General features: G+C 68.8%; 12 protein-coding genes. 9 read left to right on the top strand and 3 right to left on the bottom strand.

Annotation, left to right across the window (positions count from 1 at the left end):
* Positions 1-19: 19 nt before the first annotated feature.
* Positions 20-3,925, top strand: a complete 3,906-nt coding sequence (locus ABC795_RS15300; protein WP_347058030.1) for a DNA-directed RNA polymerase subunit beta' — start codon at positions 20-22, stop codon at positions 3,923-3,925.
* A 72-nt stretch (positions 3,926-3,997) separates the two neighbouring features.
* Here the strand turns inward: ABC795_RS15300 and fabG are convergent, their stop codons facing one another.
* Positions 3,998-4,771 (bottom strand): 3-oxoacyl-ACP reductase FabG, encoded by a 774-nt coding sequence (gene fabG, locus ABC795_RS15295; RefSeq protein ID WP_347058029.1) that lies wholly within the window; start codon positions 4,769-4,771, stop codon positions 3,998-4,000.
* 437 nt (positions 4,772-5,208) lie between these two features.
* On the opposite strand from fabG, the gene ABC795_RS15290 reads away from it, so the two are divergent.
* Genes ABC795_RS15290 through ABC795_RS15270 form a run of 5 tightly spaced genes read left to right on the top strand, consistent with a single transcriptional unit; the run spans position 5,209 to position 9,896 of the window.
* Positions 5,209-6,477, top strand: a complete 1,269-nt coding sequence (locus tag ABC795_RS15290) for an ABC transporter substrate-binding protein (protein WP_347058028.1) — start codon at positions 5,209-5,211, stop codon at positions 6,475-6,477.
* A 50-nt stretch (positions 6,478-6,527) separates the two neighbouring features.
* Positions 6,528-7,409, top strand: a complete 882-nt coding sequence (locus tag ABC795_RS15285; protein WP_347058027.1) for a branched-chain amino acid ABC transporter permease — start codon at positions 6,528-6,530, stop codon at positions 7,407-7,409.
* Positions 7,410-8,426, top strand: coding sequence for a branched-chain amino acid ABC transporter permease (locus ABC795_RS15280; RefSeq protein WP_347058026.1), 1,017 nt, complete (start codon positions 7,410-7,412; stop codon positions 8,424-8,426).
* On the top strand, positions 8,423-9,196 hold the full coding sequence (locus tag ABC795_RS15275; protein WP_347058025.1) for an ABC transporter ATP-binding protein: 774 nt from the start codon (positions 8,423-8,425) through the stop codon (positions 9,194-9,196). The genes ABC795_RS15280 and ABC795_RS15275 overlap by 4 nt, the downstream gene beginning before the upstream one ends.
* Positions 9,183-9,896: an ABC transporter ATP-binding protein gene (locus tag ABC795_RS15270; RefSeq protein ID WP_347058024.1), complete on the top strand. Its 714-nt coding sequence runs from the start codon at positions 9,183-9,185 to the stop codon at positions 9,894-9,896. The genes ABC795_RS15275 and ABC795_RS15270 overlap by 14 nt, the downstream gene beginning before the upstream one ends.
* Before the next feature lie 326 nt (positions 9,897-10,222).
* Here the strand turns inward: ABC795_RS15270 and ABC795_RS15265 are convergent, their stop codons facing one another.
* The gene (locus ABC795_RS15265; RefSeq protein ID WP_347058023.1) at positions 10,223-11,434 is read right to left on the bottom strand and encodes an acyl-CoA dehydrogenase family protein; all 1,212 of its coding nucleotides are present in this window, start codon (positions 11,432-11,434) and stop codon (positions 10,223-10,225) included.
* Positions 11,435-11,619: 185 nt separating this feature from the next.
* Positions 11,620-12,336 (bottom strand): TetR/AcrR family transcriptional regulator, encoded by a 717-nt coding sequence (locus ABC795_RS15260; RefSeq protein WP_347058022.1) that lies wholly within the window; start codon positions 12,334-12,336, stop codon positions 11,620-11,622.
* A 281-nt stretch (positions 12,337-12,617) separates the two neighbouring features.
* On the opposite strand from ABC795_RS15260, the gene ABC795_RS15255 reads away from it, so the two are divergent.
* The 3 genes from ABC795_RS15255 to ABC795_RS15245 all read left to right on the top strand — a co-directional run bounded on the left by ABC795_RS15255 (position 12,618) and on the right by ABC795_RS15245 (position 15,833).
* Complete coding sequence (locus ABC795_RS15255; RefSeq protein ID WP_347058021.1) at positions 12,618-13,646, top strand: tripartite tricarboxylate transporter substrate binding protein; 1,029 nt, start codon at positions 12,618-12,620, stop codon at positions 13,644-13,646.
* Positions 13,647-13,712: 66 nt separating this feature from the next.
* On the top strand, positions 13,713-14,180 hold the full coding sequence (locus tag ABC795_RS15250; RefSeq protein ID WP_347058020.1) for a tripartite tricarboxylate transporter TctB family protein: 468 nt from the start codon (positions 13,713-13,715) through the stop codon (positions 14,178-14,180).
* 3 nt (positions 14,181-14,183) lie between these two features.
* The gene (locus tag ABC795_RS15245; protein WP_347058019.1) at positions 14,184-15,833 is read left to right on the top strand and encodes a tripartite tricarboxylate transporter permease; all 1,650 of its coding nucleotides are present in this window, start codon (positions 14,184-14,186) and stop codon (positions 15,831-15,833) included.
* Positions 15,834-15,950 lie beyond the last annotated feature (117 nt).

Here is a 15,950-nt window from a genome sequence, read left to right as displayed (position 1 = left end):
CCCTGAAAGGGGTCACACCTTGCTCGACGTCAACTTCTTCGACGAGCTCCGCATCGGGTTGGCCACCGGCGACGACATCCGCCAGTGGAGCCACGGTGAGGTGAAGAAGCCCGAGACCATCAACTACCGGACCCTGCGTCCGGAGAAGGACGGTCTCTTCTGCGAGAAGATCTTCGGCCCCACCCGGGACTGGGAGTGCTACTGCGGTAAGTACAAGCGCGTCCGGTTCAAGGGCATCATCTGCGAGCGCTGCGGCGTCGAGGTGACCCGCGCCAAGGTCCGCCGCGAGCGGATGGGCCACATCGAGCTGGCCGCACCGGTCACCCACATCTGGTTCTTCAAGGGCGTCCCCTCGCGGCTGGGGTACCTGCTCGACCTGGCCCCCAAGGACCTCGAGAAGATCATCTACTTCGCGGCCTACATGATCACCTCGGTCGACGACGAGGCGCGGCACCGCGACCTCCCGACCATCGAGGCCGAGATCAGCGCCGAGAAGTCCAACCTCGAGGGCCGGCGTGACGCCGACGTCGAGGGCCGCCAGCAGAAGCTGGAGGCGGACCTCGCCGAGCTCGAGGCCGAGGGTGCCAAGTCCGACGTGCGCCGCAAGGTGCGCGAGGGCGGCGAGCGCGAGATGCGCCAGCTGCGCGACCGCGCCCAGCGGGAGATCGACCGCCTCGACGAGGTGATGGACACCTTCCGCAAGCTCGAGGTCAAGCAGCTCATCGCCGACGAGGGCCTCTACCGCGAGCTGCGCGACCGCTTCGGTGAGTACTTCGAGGGCGGCATGGGCGCCGCGGCGCTGCAGAAGCTGCTCGCCGGCTTCGACCTCGACGCCGAGGCCGTCTCCCTGCGCGAGACCATCCGCAGCGGCAAGGGCCAGCGCAAGCTGCGGGCCCTCAAGCGGCTGAAGGTCGTCGCGGCGTTCCAGCAGACCCGCAACTCGCCCATGGGCATGGTGCTGGACTGCGTCCCGGTCATCCCGCCGGACCTGCGCCCGATGGTGCAGCTCGACGGTGGCCGCTTCGCCACCAGCGACATGAACGATCTGTACCGCCGCGTGATCAACCGGAACAACCGGCTCAAGCGTCTGCTGGACCTCGGCGCCCCCGAGATCATCGTGAACAACGAGAAGCGGATGCTCCAGGAGTCCGTGGACGCGCTGTTCGACAACGGCCGTCGTGGCCGGCCGGTCACCGGTCCGGGCAACCGCCCCCTGAAGTCCCTGAGCGACCTGCTCAAGGGCAAGCAGGGCCGGTTCCGCCAGAACCTGCTCGGCAAGCGCGTCGACTACTCGGGCCGTTCGGTCATCGTCGTCGGCCCGCAGCTCAAGCTCCACCAGTGCGGCCTGCCCAAGCAGATGGCGCTGGAGCTGTTCAAGCCCTTCGTCATGAAGCGGCTGGTCGACCTCAACCACGCGCAGAACATCAAGTCCGCCAAGCGGATGGTCGAGCGCGCGCGGCCGGTCGTGTGGGACGTGCTGGAGGAGGTCATCACCGAGCACCCGGTGCTGCTGAACCGTGCGCCCACGCTGCACCGTCTGGGCATCCAGGCCTTCGAGCCCCAGCTGGTCGAGGGCAAGGCCATCCAGATCCACCCGCTGGTCTGCACCGCGTTCAACGCGGACTTCGACGGTGACCAGATGGCGGTGCACCTGCCGCTGTCGGCCGAGGCCCAGGCCGAGGCCCGGATCCTGATGCTGTCGAGCAACAACATCCTCAGCCCGGCCGACGGTCGCCCGATCACCGCGCCGACGCAGGACATGGTGCTCGGGCTGTACCACCTCACGACCCTGGTGGCCTCGCCGCTGGAGGCCGACGGTGGTCAGCCGCGATCCTTCTCGTCGGCGGCCGAGGCGGTCATGGCCTACGACCTGGGCGATCTGGCGTTGCAGGAGCGGGCCTGGATCCGCCTGGACGAGGTCTACGGCGTCGACAACGGTGCGGTCAACGAGCCGTGGGAGCAGCCGGAGGACTGGACGCCGGGCGCCCCCGCGCGCGTGCTCACCAGCCTGGGCCGGGTGCTGTTCAACGAGGCGCTGCCCGAGGACTACCGCTTCGTCAACTACCAGGTGCCGAAGAAGGAGCTCGGGGCGATCGTCAACGACCTCGCCGAGCGCTACCCCAAGGTGCAGGTCGCGGCGACGTTGGACGCCCTCAAGTCGGCCGGGTTCCACTGGGCCACCCGCGCGGGCATCACGATCGCCATCGACGACGTGGTGACCCCGCCGGCCAAGCGCGAGATCCTGGACCGGCACGAGGCCGAGGCCGCCAAGATCGAGCGCCAGTACGAGCGCGGCGTCATCACCGATGCCGAGCGTCGTGGCGAGCTGATCGAGATCTGGACCCGCGCGCGGGCCGAGGTCTCCCAGGCGATGGTGGACAACTTCCCGACCACCAACCCGGTCTGGGTCATGGTCAACTCGGGCGCCCGAGGCAACATGATGCAGATCAGCCAGATCGCCGGTATGCGTGGTCTGGTCGCCAACCCGAAGGGCGAGATCATCCCGCGGCCGATCAAGGCCAACTTCCGGGAGGGTCTGTCGGTGCTGGAGTACTTCATCTCCACGCACGGTGCCCGCAAGGGTCTGGCGGACACCGCCCTGCGGACCGCGGACTCCGGGTACCTCACCCGTCGTCTGGTCGACGTCTCGCAGGACGTCATCATCCGCGAGGAGGACTGCGGCACCGACCGCGGCGTGCTCATGCCGATCGGCACCGTCGTCGACGGTGTGGTGACGCGTGACGCCCACGTGGAGACCAGCGTCTACGCCCGCGCCCTGGCCGCCGACGTGGTGGCCGAGGACGGGACGGTCATCGCCCCGGCGAACGCCGACCTGGGTGACGTCCTGATCCAGACGCTGATCGACGCGCAGGTGTCCGAGGTCAAGGTCCGCTGCGTGCTCACCTGCGAGTCGCTGCTGGGCACCTGCGCCACCTGCTACGGCCGCTCGCTGGCGACCGGCAAGCTGGTGGACGTCGGTGAGGCGGTCGGCATCATCGCCGCCCAGTCGATCGGTGAGCCCGGCACCCAGCTGACGATGCGCACCTTCCACACCGGTGGTGTCGCGGGTGAGGACATCACCCACGGTCTGCCGCGTGTGGTGGAGCTCTTCGAGGCCCGTGTCCCCAAGGGGAAGGCGCCCATCGCCGAGCTGGCCGGCACCGTGCGGATCGAGGACGGCGAGCAGTTCCGGAAGCTCACCATCACCCCGGACGACGGCTCCGACGAGGTCGTCTACGACAAGCTGTCGCGCCGGTCGCGGCTGCGGGTCGAGGACGGCGCCCACGTCGAGGTCGGCGAACAGCTCACCGAAGGTGCGGTCGACCCGCACGAGGTGCTGCGGATCATGGGCCCGCGCGAGGTGCAGCTGCACCTGGTCCGCGAGGTCCAGGAGGTCTACCGGTCGCAGGGTGTGTCGATCCACGACAAGCACATCGAGGTGATCATCCGCCAGATGCTGAAGCGGGTGACCATCATCGACTCGGGGGCGACGGAGTTCCTCCCGGGTGCGCTGGTCGAGCGGACGCTGTTCGAGACCGAGAACCGTCGCGTCGTCGCCGAGGGCGGCGAGCCGGCCTCGGCCCGTCCGGTGCTCATGGGCATCACCAAGGCCTCGCTCGCGACCGAGTCGTGGCTGTCGGCCGCCTCCTTCCAGGAGACGACCAAGGTCCTCACCGACGCCGCCATCCAGGGCAAGAGCGACAGCCTGCTCGGGCTCAAGGAGAACGTGATCATCGGAAAGCTGATCCCGGCGGGTACGGGCATCAGCCGCTACCGGAACATCACGGTCGAGCCGACCGAGGAGGCGCGCGCCGCCGTCTACACGATGGCCGGCTACGAGGACGGGCAGTACTACAGCCCCGACGTCTTCGGGCAGGGCACCGGCGAGGCCGTGCGCCTCGAGGAGTACGACTGGCGGGGCTGAACCCCTGGCTAGGCAGTGACGGAAGGGCCCCGCGGATCGCAAGATCTGCGGGGCCCTTCCGCGTCGCCGCGGTCACCAGCCGCCGTAGGCCAGCCACCCGCCGTCGACCGGCACGCTGACGCCGGTCAGGTACGCGGCGGCGGGCGACACCACGAACGCGATCACCTCGGCGACCTCCTCGGGCGTCGCCAGTCGCCCGAGTGGCGTTCGGCGCTCCAGCGCACTCGCGTCGAAGCCTCCGGCGGCCATCGTCTTCTCCACGAGGGCGGTGGAGACGTAGGCGGGGCTGACCGCGAGCACCCGCACACCGGCCGGCGCCCATTCCACCGCCAGCACCTTGGTCAGGCCTTCCAGACCGTGTTTGGCCGAGCAGTACGCCACCCGCCCGCGGATGGCGGTGTGCCCGAGGATCGACGAGATGTTGACGATCACCCCTTGCCCCTGAGCGGCCATGGTGGGGTAAGCGGCCTGCGCGAGCAGGAACGGCGCGGTGAGGTTCGTGCTCAGTACCGCGTTCCAGTCCCTCGCGGACAGTTCACTCGCCGGTGCGACGGACGGGATCCCGGCGTTGTTGACCAGGATGTCCAGCCGCCCGTGGACGGCCGTCGCTTCCTCGACCAGTCGGCCGATCTGCTCGGGCTCGGCGACGTCGGCGGCCACCGGCGTCACGGTCAATCCCTGCGCGCGGAACTCCTCGGCGCAGGCCTCGGCGCGCTCCTCCGACCGGCTGTTCACGATCACGCTGGCTCCCGCGACCGCCAGCCGACGGGCGATTGCCTTGCCGATCCCTGCGGAGGAGCCGGTCACCACGGCGACGCGGCCCGCCAACGGAGTGGCGGGCGTCACGGCGTGTGCTTCGAGCGATTCACTCATCGGGTGACCTCCGGGACTGCGGATTGCTTCGTCGGGTCACACAAGCACACGTCGGATGGTCGTGTCTTCGTTCGGCCGCGGCAGAAGTTGGAACGGCCCGCCCCGCCCCGCCCCGGCCGGGCCCGGCGCCGGAGGCGCCGACCGCGTCCAGCGCCCGGAAACTGCGTGACCAAACTGTGATACGCGAACGGCCACCCGCCGGGCGCCCCCATCGGCTCGCCCCTGACGAGGGCTTTCGTGCCAGGCCACACCTGGATACGCCGGGCCACTCCCCGCTGCGTGCCAGGTCGGCCTGCCGTGAGGGCGACGAAGAGGTTGCGTGTCGTGCCTCACAGTCCCTAGGTTGCTGACGACCGTTCGTATGGGGGGCAGGCTCATCGAGCCGCCGGAAGCATCGAGGTGCAACGACTGTGAGCCGACTCATCCCACGCAGGAGGCGCCGCCTCGCCGCCGGCGTCGTGGCCGTGTCCTTCCTCGCCGCCTGTGGGGGTGGCGGCTCTGCCGGCGGCGGAGACGAGAGCGGGCCCATCAGGATCGGCGTCCTGTCCGACCTCGGCAGCCCGGCCGGCGAGAGCATCGTCAACGCCGCCGAGCTCGCCGCCGAGCGGATCAACTCGGACGGGGGCGTGCACGGCCGGGACTTCGAGCTCGTGGTGCGCGACACGGAGCTGAACCCACAGGAGGCGGTCGCGGCCTACCAGCGGCTCGGTCAGTCCGACCAGGTGGCGGCAGCGGTGGGCATCCGCAGTTCGGGTTCGAGCTTCGCGATCATGGACCACCTCGCGCGGGTCCAGGTCCCGTTCCTCAACACCGGTTCCGCGACGACCGAGCTCGCCGACATGGTCAGCGAGAACTACGACGACTACAAGTACTGGTTCCGCTTCATGCACAACAGCGCGGAGATTCCGGAGTCGATCATGAGCTTCGTCTCGGACCATCTCCAGCCGACGTACGGGGTGGAACGCATCGCGATCTTCAGCGAGGACGCCACGTGGACCGAAGAGGTCCGCCAGATCATGCGGGACCACATCGAGCAGGACCCCAACCTGGAACTGGTGGCAGAGGAGCTCTTCGACGTCCAGACCACCAACTTCACGCCGATCTTCCAGCGGCTCCTGGCGGCGGACCCGGACTTCATCGTCGAGGTGTCCGCGCACGTCAACAGCGCGGGGTACACGAAGCAGTGGGCAGCCCTGCAACCGGCTCCCATGGGCGGTGTGGCGGTGTCGCAGATCTCGTCGACCTTCTACGACGAGACCGACGGAGCCGCGGCCTGGCTCTTCGGTCAGCACTACGGCTTCCCCGAGGTGTCGGTGACCGACGCGAGCGCCGACTTCTACGAGAGCTACCTGGCCGAGTTCGGCGAGGCTCCGAACTACACCGGCACCTACACCTACGAGGCGATGATGGCTCTGGCGGACTCCTTCGAGCGGATGGAGCCCGGCGAGATCGGCGACGCCGATGCGCTTATCGCCTCGCTCGAGGACCTGGACATGACCGGTGTGCTGGGGCAGTGGCAGTTCCAGGAAGACCACCACCCGGTCTTCGAGGGAAACCGCGAGCAGTCGCTCATGCTCGTGCAGTGGCTGCCCGACAACCAGCGTCAGGTGATCTGGCCCGAGGAGGTCGCGACCGGCGAGTACCAGCCGCCGACGTGGTGGACCGGGTGGGGTCAGTGAGCCGGGGCGGACCGGCCGACGCCGCACAGAGCGACTAGGGGAGCTCCGCCTTGGACGAACTCCTGAACATCCTCGTCCTGGGGATCACGCGGGGGACGCTGTACGCGCTGCTCGCTCTCGGGTTCGCGCTGATCTTCAGCGTCGCCCGCGTGATCAACCTGGCGCATGGCGCCTACTTCATGATCGGGGCGTACTTCTCCTACATCTTCTACGACTACGTCCTCGGCGAGGGGGGCGTCGCGATGATCATCATCGCGGTCGTCGTCGGTGCCCTGGCGAGCGGGCTGATCGCCCTCTTCCAGTTCTACGTGCTGTTGCGAGGACTGAAGAACCCGAGGCACGACTACATCCTGGTGATGTCCCTGGCACTGTCCCTGCTGGCCGGTGAGATCTTCCGTCAGGTCTTCGGTGCCGAGCGTGCGACCCCGCCGGCCTTCGTGAACAGTTACGGCACCGTGTTCGGGGTGCGGGTGATCAGCCAGGAGCTGATCATCGTGCCGGTCGCCGTGCTGGCGGTCGTCGCGATGGTCCTCTACCTGAAGTACACGAGGCAGGGCCGTTCGGTGGTGGCGGTCGCCCAGAACCGGCACGGGGCGGTGCTTATGGGCATCGACCCGGTGAAGGCGTTCGCCATCGTCTTCTTCCTCGCCGGCTGCACCGCCGGGCTCTCCGGCGCGCTGATGGGGCCGATCCGCGTCGTCGATCCGCTGATGTGGATCCCCCCGTTGATCCTCTCGTTCGCGATCGTGGTGATGGGCGGCCTCGGCAGCCTCTACGGCACGATCGCCGGCGCCTTCCTGGTCGGACTCATCGAGACGGCCACCGCCCTGCAGATCGGCGCCGCGTACACCGAACTGGTCGCGTTCGTGGTGATCATCGCGGTCCTGGCGATCCGGCCGGCAGGTCTTTTCGGAAAGCAGGTCAGGCTCTAGATGGACACGGCACTCAAGAACGTCCGAGTCGTGGGCTCTCCCGTCGTGCTGGTCGGCCTCGTGGTCATGGCGGTCGCCGTGCTGATGATCGCCGACCCGTTCGTGACCCAGATGCTCACGATCGCCCTCCTCTACGGTTTCTACGTGATGTCGTGGGACGTGCTCTCGGGGACGACCGAGGAGATTAACTTCGGGCACCCGTTCTGGCTGCTGGCCGGCGCATTCACGGCCGGCTGGCTGAACCTGGAGTTCGAGTACAGCGCCTGGATCACCGTGCCGGCCGGTGCGCTCGTGGCGATGCTCCTGGGGCTCCTGGCCGGCGGGCTCACGCTGCGCCTGCGGGGTCCCTACTTCGCCCTCGTCACCCTGGCGCTGGCCGTGACGCTCTACAAGCTCAGCTTCATCTGGGACGAGTTCTTCGGGGGTGAGGAGGGGATCTCGGGGGTCGACTTCATCACCGAGTCGGCCAGGGGTGACTACTACGTCGTCCTCGCCCTGCTGGCCGTGTCCTACTTGCTGCTGCATCAGTACTACCGCAGCCGGATCGGGTTGATCCTCATGGGGATCAAGGCCAACGACGACATCACCCGGGCCTCGGGTCACAACACGACCTTTTACCGGATCATGACCTTCGGGATCGCGATGTTCTTCGCCGGCATCGCCGGCGCCCTCACCGCGCACGTCCAGGGGTCGGTGAACTCGGAGCTGGCGGCCGGTGTGGTCGGTACCCTCATCGTCCTCTACGCGATGATCGGGTCGCGAGGCACGCTCGCCGGGCCGCTCATCGCCGGGTGTCTCTTCTACGTCCTCGACCAGAACCTTCGCGTCCTGGAGGAGTGGCGGACGATCATCCTGCTCGGGTCGATCATGCTGGCGATCTATCTGTTCCCCGACGGAGTCGTCCGGGAGATCCAGGACCGCATCCGCCGACGGCGGCTGCGACACTCACCGAGGTCGGAGGCAGCGTTGACCCCCGAGGAACCGGGATCCGTGGCGACCGCGAGCTCCCCGCGATGAGTACGGCGATCGATCAGGACGTCATCCTGGAGGTCCGGGGACTGACCAGGCGGTTCGGGGGGCTGGTCGCGGTGAACGACATCTCCTTCCAGGTCCGCCGGGGCCACGTCCTCGGCATCATCGGCCCCAACGGTGCCGGGAAGTCCACGCTGTTCAACCTCATCTCCGGGGTCGACCGGCCGACGAGCGGACGGGTCGTCATGGAAGGCGACGACATCACCGGCAAGTCCAGCAGCGCGGTGGTCCACCACGGCGTGGCCAAGACCTTCCAGCTGGCTTCACCCATGCCGCACATGACCGTCCGGCAGATCCTCTCGCTGGCGGCCAGCTCGAGTCGGCCCCGGGCTCGCGCGCGGGACCGGGGGATGGATGCCTACATCGGCGAGATCGCCGAGGAACTCGGCCTGGTCCCATTGCTCGACGCGTACACCGAAGAGCTGAACGTCGCCGCGTTGCGCCTGGTGGACATCGGCCGGGCGCTGGCAACGGATCCGGCGCTGCTGCTGCTCGACGAGCCGTTCTCCAGCCTGTCGCAGGACGAGATCGAGCGGGTGAGCACGGTGCTCCGGGAGCTGCGGGCGCGGGGCATCACGATGGTCATGGTCGAGCACAAGCTGCCCGCCCTCATGCGGTTGGTCGACGAGGTCATCGTCATGAACTTCGGTGAGCAGATCGCCCACGGTGCCCCGCGGGAGGTCGTGGAGAACGAGCAGGTGATCGAGGCATACCTCGGCACCAAGGCGACGAGGATGTTCGATGCCCCTTCTTGAGATCCGGGACATGCGGGCGTCGTACAACGCCGTCCCCGCTGTCCACATCGACGAGATCACCGTGGAGGAGGGCGAGCTCGTCGCCGTCCTCGGCCCCAACGGGGTCGGCAAGAGTACGACGTTGTCCGCCATATCCCGCACCGTGTCGACGGTCGGGACCCTCCGGTTCGACGGCGAGGACCTCGGCCCTCTACGGCCGGCCGACGTCATCCGGCTGGGGGTCGTGCACGCTCCCGAGGGGAGGCTGCTGTTCCCCGAGATGACGGTGACGGAGAACCTGCGGATGGGTGCCTTCCTGCGGTCGGACAAGGCGGAGATCGAGCGTGATCTCGAGTTCGTGCAGGACCTCTTCCCGATTCTCGCCCAGCGGGCCCGTCAGGACGCCGGCACGCTGTCGGGAGGGGAGCAGCAGATGTGCGCCATCGGGCGGGCGCTCATGGCCCGCCCCCGGTTGCTGTTGCTCGACGAGCCGTCGTTCGGGTTGGCCCCGGTCATCGTCGAGCGGATCGAGCGGGTGATCGCCGACCTCAACCGGGAACGGAAGTTGAGCATGCTCCTCGTGGAGCAGAACGTCTCGATGGCACTGGGCGTGGCCAGCCGCGCGTACGTGCTGGAGAACGGGCGGGTGGCCCGGCACGGATCGTCGCGGGAGCTGTCCGGGGATCCGGACTTCCGCCGGGCGTACCTGGGCGTCGCGTAGGCGGCAGTGGCGGGACCGTCCGCTCGGCACTCGGTCGCTCGTTCGGTCCCGCCTCCTCGGCTCTGTACGCCATGCGGCGGGTGCGCGGCACGGCGCTCGACCCGTTCGGCCGCGCCGAGATCCGCCGGGTGGCGCGCGGGCTGGTGCGGGAGTACTGCGAGGTGCTGGAGGAAGTTCTCGAGCCCCTGGGGGACCGGGTGATCAACACGGCGGTGGGGAGCGCGGCGCTGCCGACATGTGCGCGGCTACGAGGACGTCGAGCTGGGCGACGTGCAGCGCTACCGGGAGCGCCTGGCGGAGCTGCGGTCGTCGTGGGCGGGCGCCGATCAGTCGTACTGGCGCAGCTCCCGCCGGGACAGCGTCATCTTGTGCACCTCGTCCGGGCCGTCGGCGATCTGGAGAAGGCGGGCCTGGGCGTAGAGCGCCGCCAGGGGCGTGTCCTGCGAGACGCCGGCACCCCCGTGCGCCTGGATCGCGCGGTCCACGACCCACGTGGCGACGGCCGGTGCCGCCACCTTGATCGCGGCGATCTCCACCCGTGCACCCTTGTTCCCCACGGTGTCCATCAGCCAGGCGGTCTTGAGTACCAGCAACCGCACCTGCTCGATCCTGATCCGGGACTCGGCGACCCAGTCCTGGAGGACGCCCTGTTCGGCGATGGGCTTGCCGAACGCGACCCGCTCCTTCGCTCGCCGGCACATGAGTTCCAGCGCCCGCTCCGCCATCCCGATCAGTCGCATGCAGTGGTGGATCCGGCCCGGACCGAGGCGGGCCTGGGCCATCGCGAAGCCGCCGCCCTCCGTGCCCAGCAGGTTCCCGGTGGGGACGCGCACGTCGTCGTAGTGGATCTCGGCATGGCCGCCGTGGATGCCGTCGGTGAATCCGAACACCGACGTGGAGCGGAGAACGTTGACGCCCGGGGTGTCCAGCGGGACCAGGATCATGCCGTGCCGATCGTGCCGGTCGTTCTCCGGGTTGGTCACGCCCATGACGATCGCGATCCGGCATCGTGGGCTCATCGCTCCGGAGGACCACCACTTGCGCCCGGTCACGATGTACTCGTCGCCGTCCCGGCGGATCCGGGTCTCGATGTTGCTGGCGTCGGAGGAGGCGACGGCGGGCTCCGTCATGCTGTAGACGGAGCGGATCTCCCCCTCCAGGAGCGGCGTCAACCAGCGCTCGCGCTGTTCCGGGCTGCCGAACAGGGCCAGCAGCTCCATGTTGCCGGTGTCGGGGGCGCTGCAGTTCAGTGCCTCGGGTGCGATGATCGGGCTGCGGCCGGTGATCTCCGCCAGGGGCGCGTACTCGGCGTTCGAGAGCCCTGTGCCGAACTCGGAGTGCGGCAGGAACAGGTTCCAGAGCCCGCGTCGGCGTGCCTCGGCCTTCAGGTCCTCCATCACCGGAGGCGTGTCCCACGGGTCGTCCATGGCTGCCGCCTGCTCCGCGAACAGTGGCTCGGCGGGGTAGACGTGCCCGCGCATGAAGTCCTCGAGTTCGCCGATCAGTTGCTGCGTCCGCGCGGTGAACGCGAAGTCCATGTTCGTACCCCCAGCGCAGTTCAGTCGCGTGGCCACCGGATCGGTTCCGCAGCTGACGCTTCATGAACGTTCGTTCGTCCGGTGGGCCGGACGCTAACCGGAGGCCGGGGAGACGGTCAAGGTGCGGGCGGCCGGCTCCGGCTGCCGGGCACTCGGCCCGGCCGGCGGGGCGCCGCTGGTCGCCGTCAGGGGCTGCCGGGAGTCCGGCCGGGTCCTTCCACCTGTGTTCCTGAAGCGACCGGGCCGGCCACGGTGGCCCCGCGCCCGTCGCGGTCACCCAGGTGGGACGAGAGTCGCTGCCGGTCACCCGTGTAGTGCACCGCGCGCAACGCGAGCTCCACGTGGGCCGTGCAGATCTCATCGACCGAGAGCTCCTTCGACGGGTCGAACCACCGGGTGAGCCCCATGCCGACATCCAGGAGGGCGAACGCCGCGACCGGCACGTGCGGCACGGTGAAGACGCCCTCCGCCACGCCGGCTGACACGATCGTCTGCAGTCTGCCCGCGTAGTCCCGCCGGCGCTCCATCACGGTGCGGTACCGGCGCGACTCCAGGCTCTGCAGCTGCCGGTTGGCGATGCCGGCCAGCCGGGGATGCGTGGCGTGGAAGCGACTGTGGGCGTCGACGAAGGACACGAACTGCTCGACCGTTCCCGATGCCGACGAGCCGGAGCTCATCTGCACATCGCTCAGGGCTCGCCAGGACCGCTGCACGATCTCCCAGAGGATGTCCTCCTTGGACCGGTAGTGGTTGTAGAGGCTTGCCGGGGTGACTCCGACGACAGCGGCGATCTCGCGCATGGACGCGCCCTCGTAGTTCCTGCCGACGAACAGATCGACGGCGGCGTCGAGGATCGCCTGCGCCGTGCCGGGAAGGCGGTCGTCCTCCGGGGCAGTGCTCACCGCGCGGCCCTCCCGATGGTGCAGGTACGTCGACGTCCGGTCGGAGCGTGAGGCAACCTAGCAGTGAACGTGCGTTTGTTTACACGTGCGTCGTCACCAAAACGTGACCCGCCCGATGGCAGGCGTGGCGTTGACGGTTGTCCGACCCCCACCTAGCTTCCGTGTGACCTGTTTAACAAACGTTGGTTAGCGGAGGGTTCTGCATGAACGCAACAGCACGCATCGGCTGCGCCGGTGCATCGGTGGTAGCCGGTGGCCCTAGTGGCGGTCGTGGGGGGGTGATGACGCGGGCCCTCGCTTTCGGTGCAGCAGCTCTTCTCCTCGCTGCCTGCGGAACCTCCGGCGACGGTGGCGACACCACCGCGGCCGAGGGCGGCGGCGCCGACGGCGGCGGCTGCGAGGTGAACGGCGAGGCCTACCCCTCGGGGCCGATCGAGTACATCATGCCGTACGCGGCGGGCGGCGGGACCGACGTCCTGGGCCGCGCTCTTGCCCAGGGGATGAGCGACGAGCTCGGCGTCCAGGTCAACGTGGTGAACATGCCCGAGGGCTCGGCCGTCGTCGGCAAGACGGCGCTCGCGAACGCGGAGCCGGACGGCTCCACCATCGGCTCGGTCACCGTGCAGACGATGATCTATCCCCGCGTGGGTCTGGGGAACGTGACCAAGGACGACCTGACGCCGATCTCCGTGGTCAGCACCGTCCCCGCCGGCGTCACCGTCCGCGCGGACGCCCCCTACGACTCGATCGAGGAACTGCTCGCCTACGCGGAGGAGAACCCGGGCGAGCTGGTGGGCTCGGGCACGGGTGCCGGCGGAGTCTGGGACATCGCCCGGGCCGGCATGCTGATCGAGGCCGGCCTGCCCCTCGACACCATTCGCTGGGTGCCGAGCCAGGGTGCCGCGCCCGCCCTCCAGGAGGTCCTGGCGGGTGGCATCGACATCTCCTTCGCCTCCCTGCAGGAGAACCAGGCCATGATCGAGGAGGGGCGGGTCAAGGCCCTCGCGGTCATGGCCGACGAGCGGGAGGAGGGCTTCCCGGACGTTCCCACGCTGACGGAGCAGGGGGTCGACTTCACGCACTCCGTGTGGCGCGGCGTCGGTGGTCCGGCGGGTCTGCCGGACTGCGTCGTCGAGACTCTGGACGGGGCGGTCGCCACGACCGTCGAGAGCCAGGAGTTCATCGACTTCATGGCCAACACCAACTCCGCCATCACGTACATGGACGCCGCTGAGACGGCGGAGTTCTGGGAGGAGCAGGACCAGGCCATGGCGGAGCTCATCGACCAGATGGGGATCGGGACCAGCTGAGCACCACGACCGACGAGGGACGTTTCGATGCAGCTCACGCGCACGCAACGGCGAGATGACACGGTCGTGGCACTCGTGTGCCTGGCTCTGGGATTGGCCGCGATCTGGGAATCACGATCCTTCCCCGAGGCTGCCGGCGGCTATCCCGGTCCGGGGCTGTTCCCGACCTTGGTCGGGGCCGTCTTCGCGGTGTGCGGACTGCTGCTCCTGGCCCGGGTCCTGCTCAGTCTGCGCAGGACCCGGCCGCCGGAGGGCGCGTCCACCACCCGGGGGGAGGCGGTCGAGCGCCCCACGCGTCGGGCACTGCTCAACGCGGCCGCGATCCTGCTGGCGGTGCCGGTGTACGTCTTCCTGTCCGACGTCCTCGGCTTCTTCCTGACCGTGGCGCTAGTCGTCGGTGGCCTGATGGTCGTGCTCGGCACCAAGGTGCTGAAGGTTGCCGTGCCGGTGGCCATCGGTGTCGCTGGCTTCGTCTGGTACATCTTCGGCGAGATCCTGCTGGTGCCTCTGCCCAGCGCCATCTGGGAGGGCTGACGCGTGGGCAACCTGACCGACGCCGCGCTCATGATCCTGGATCCGACGGTCCTGCTGGTCATCCTCCTGTCGGCGATCTACGGCCTGTTCATGGGCGCGATCCCCGGCCTGACCGCGACGCTGGCCACCGCGCTGCTGGTGCCGTTCGCCTTCTTCCTCGAGCCGGTGGCCGCACTGGCGTCGATCATCACGATGTCGGCGATGGCCATCTTCGCGGGGGACATCCCGAGCGCGCTGGTGCGCATGCCCGGCACCCCGGCCAGCGCGGCCTACACCGATGACGCCTACTTCCTGACCCGGCAGGGAAAGGGCGACCTCGCGCTGGGCATCGGCCTGGTCGGATCGGCCGTCGCCGGGATCATGGGCAGTGTCGTGCTCATCCTGGCGGCCCCGATCGTGGCCGAGTTCGCGCTGCAGTTCACCTCCTTCGAGTACTTCTGGTTCGCCGTCCTCGGCCTCAGCACCGCGGTGGTGATCTCACGCGGCTCGCAGGTCAAGGGCGTCATCGCCCTGTCGCTGGGGCTGCTGCTGGGCACCGTCGGGCTGGACCCGACCATGGGCTTTCCCCGCTTCACCTTCGGATCGGATGGACTGCTCGGCGGGATCAACTTCATCCCCGCGATGATCGGCCTCTTCGGGCTGTCCGAGGTGCTGCGCAACGTGCTCGCCAAGCATGTGATGCAGCGGCCGCCGCGCATCGACATGAAGGGGTTCTGGCGCCGCATCGGCCGTCATAGCCGTCGCGAGAGCCGGCACATGCTGCGCGGCGGTGCCATCGGTTCCGTCGTCGGAGCCCTGCCCGGGGCAGGTGGCGACGTGGCCGCCTGGGTGTCCTACGGCACCGCCAAGAACGGGGCCAAGGAGCCGGGGAAGTTCGGCAAGGGCAGCACCGAGGGCATCGCCGCCGCCGGCTCGGCCAACAACTCCTCGCTGGCGTCGGCCTGGGTTCCGACGCTCACCCTCGGTATCCCCGGGGATACCATCACGGCCATCCTGATCGGTGTCCTGTACCTCAAGGGGCTCACGCCAGGTCCGGCGATCTTCCGTGACCAGCCGGAGCTGGTCACGGCCGTCTACCTGATCTTCATCCTGGCCAACCTGCTGCTGATCCCCCTCGGCTACCTCGCCATTCGGATGAGCGGGTTCGTCCTGCGGGTCCCACGGCATGTACTGCTGCCGGTCATCGTCGTCTTCTGTGTCGTCGGCAGCTATTCGGTCAACAACAGCTTGCTCGGCATCTGGGTGATGCTGGGGATGGGAATCGTCGGCTTCCTGATGGAGCGCGCCGGCATTCCGCTGGCACCTGTCGTGCTCGGACTGGTGCTCGGCCCGATCGTGGAGCGGAACTTCACCGCCGCCGTGACCGTGACGAACTGGGACCTGGCGCAGTTCTTCACCCGGCCGGTGAGCGCTGCCCTCATCGTCGCGGTCCTGCTGACGTGGATGTGGCCGCTGTTCTCGATGCTCCGCGGCCGTATGAAGGGATCAGGTGATCGACCTCGCGACGGGGACGGCCAAGGGGCGGATGGGACGGGCGCGGATGACGAGCCGGGGACTCCCGTGTCCGTGGAGGCCGACGCGAGTCCGTCCACGCCCACGGCACGGGAGGTTCGTGTCGATCGCGGGATCAGGCCCCCCGGGGACGGTCCGTAGCGTTCGTCGCGGCCCAGGGGGTGTCGAGGACTTCTCGCCTCGGGGCCCGGTTGGGAACGGCTGCGGACCGGGCGCCGTCTCGGACAGTGGGACCTCCGGGGGCCTTCGCGATCGCGA

Origin of the sequence: Blastococcus sp. HT6-30 (assembly GCF_039729015.1) — a bacterium.
GTDB lineage: Bacteria > Actinomycetota > Actinomycetes > Mycobacteriales > Geodermatophilaceae > Blastococcus.
The sequence above is the reverse complement of the archived record's forward strand: the minus strand, read 5'-3'. Positions and strand labels throughout refer to the sequence as shown.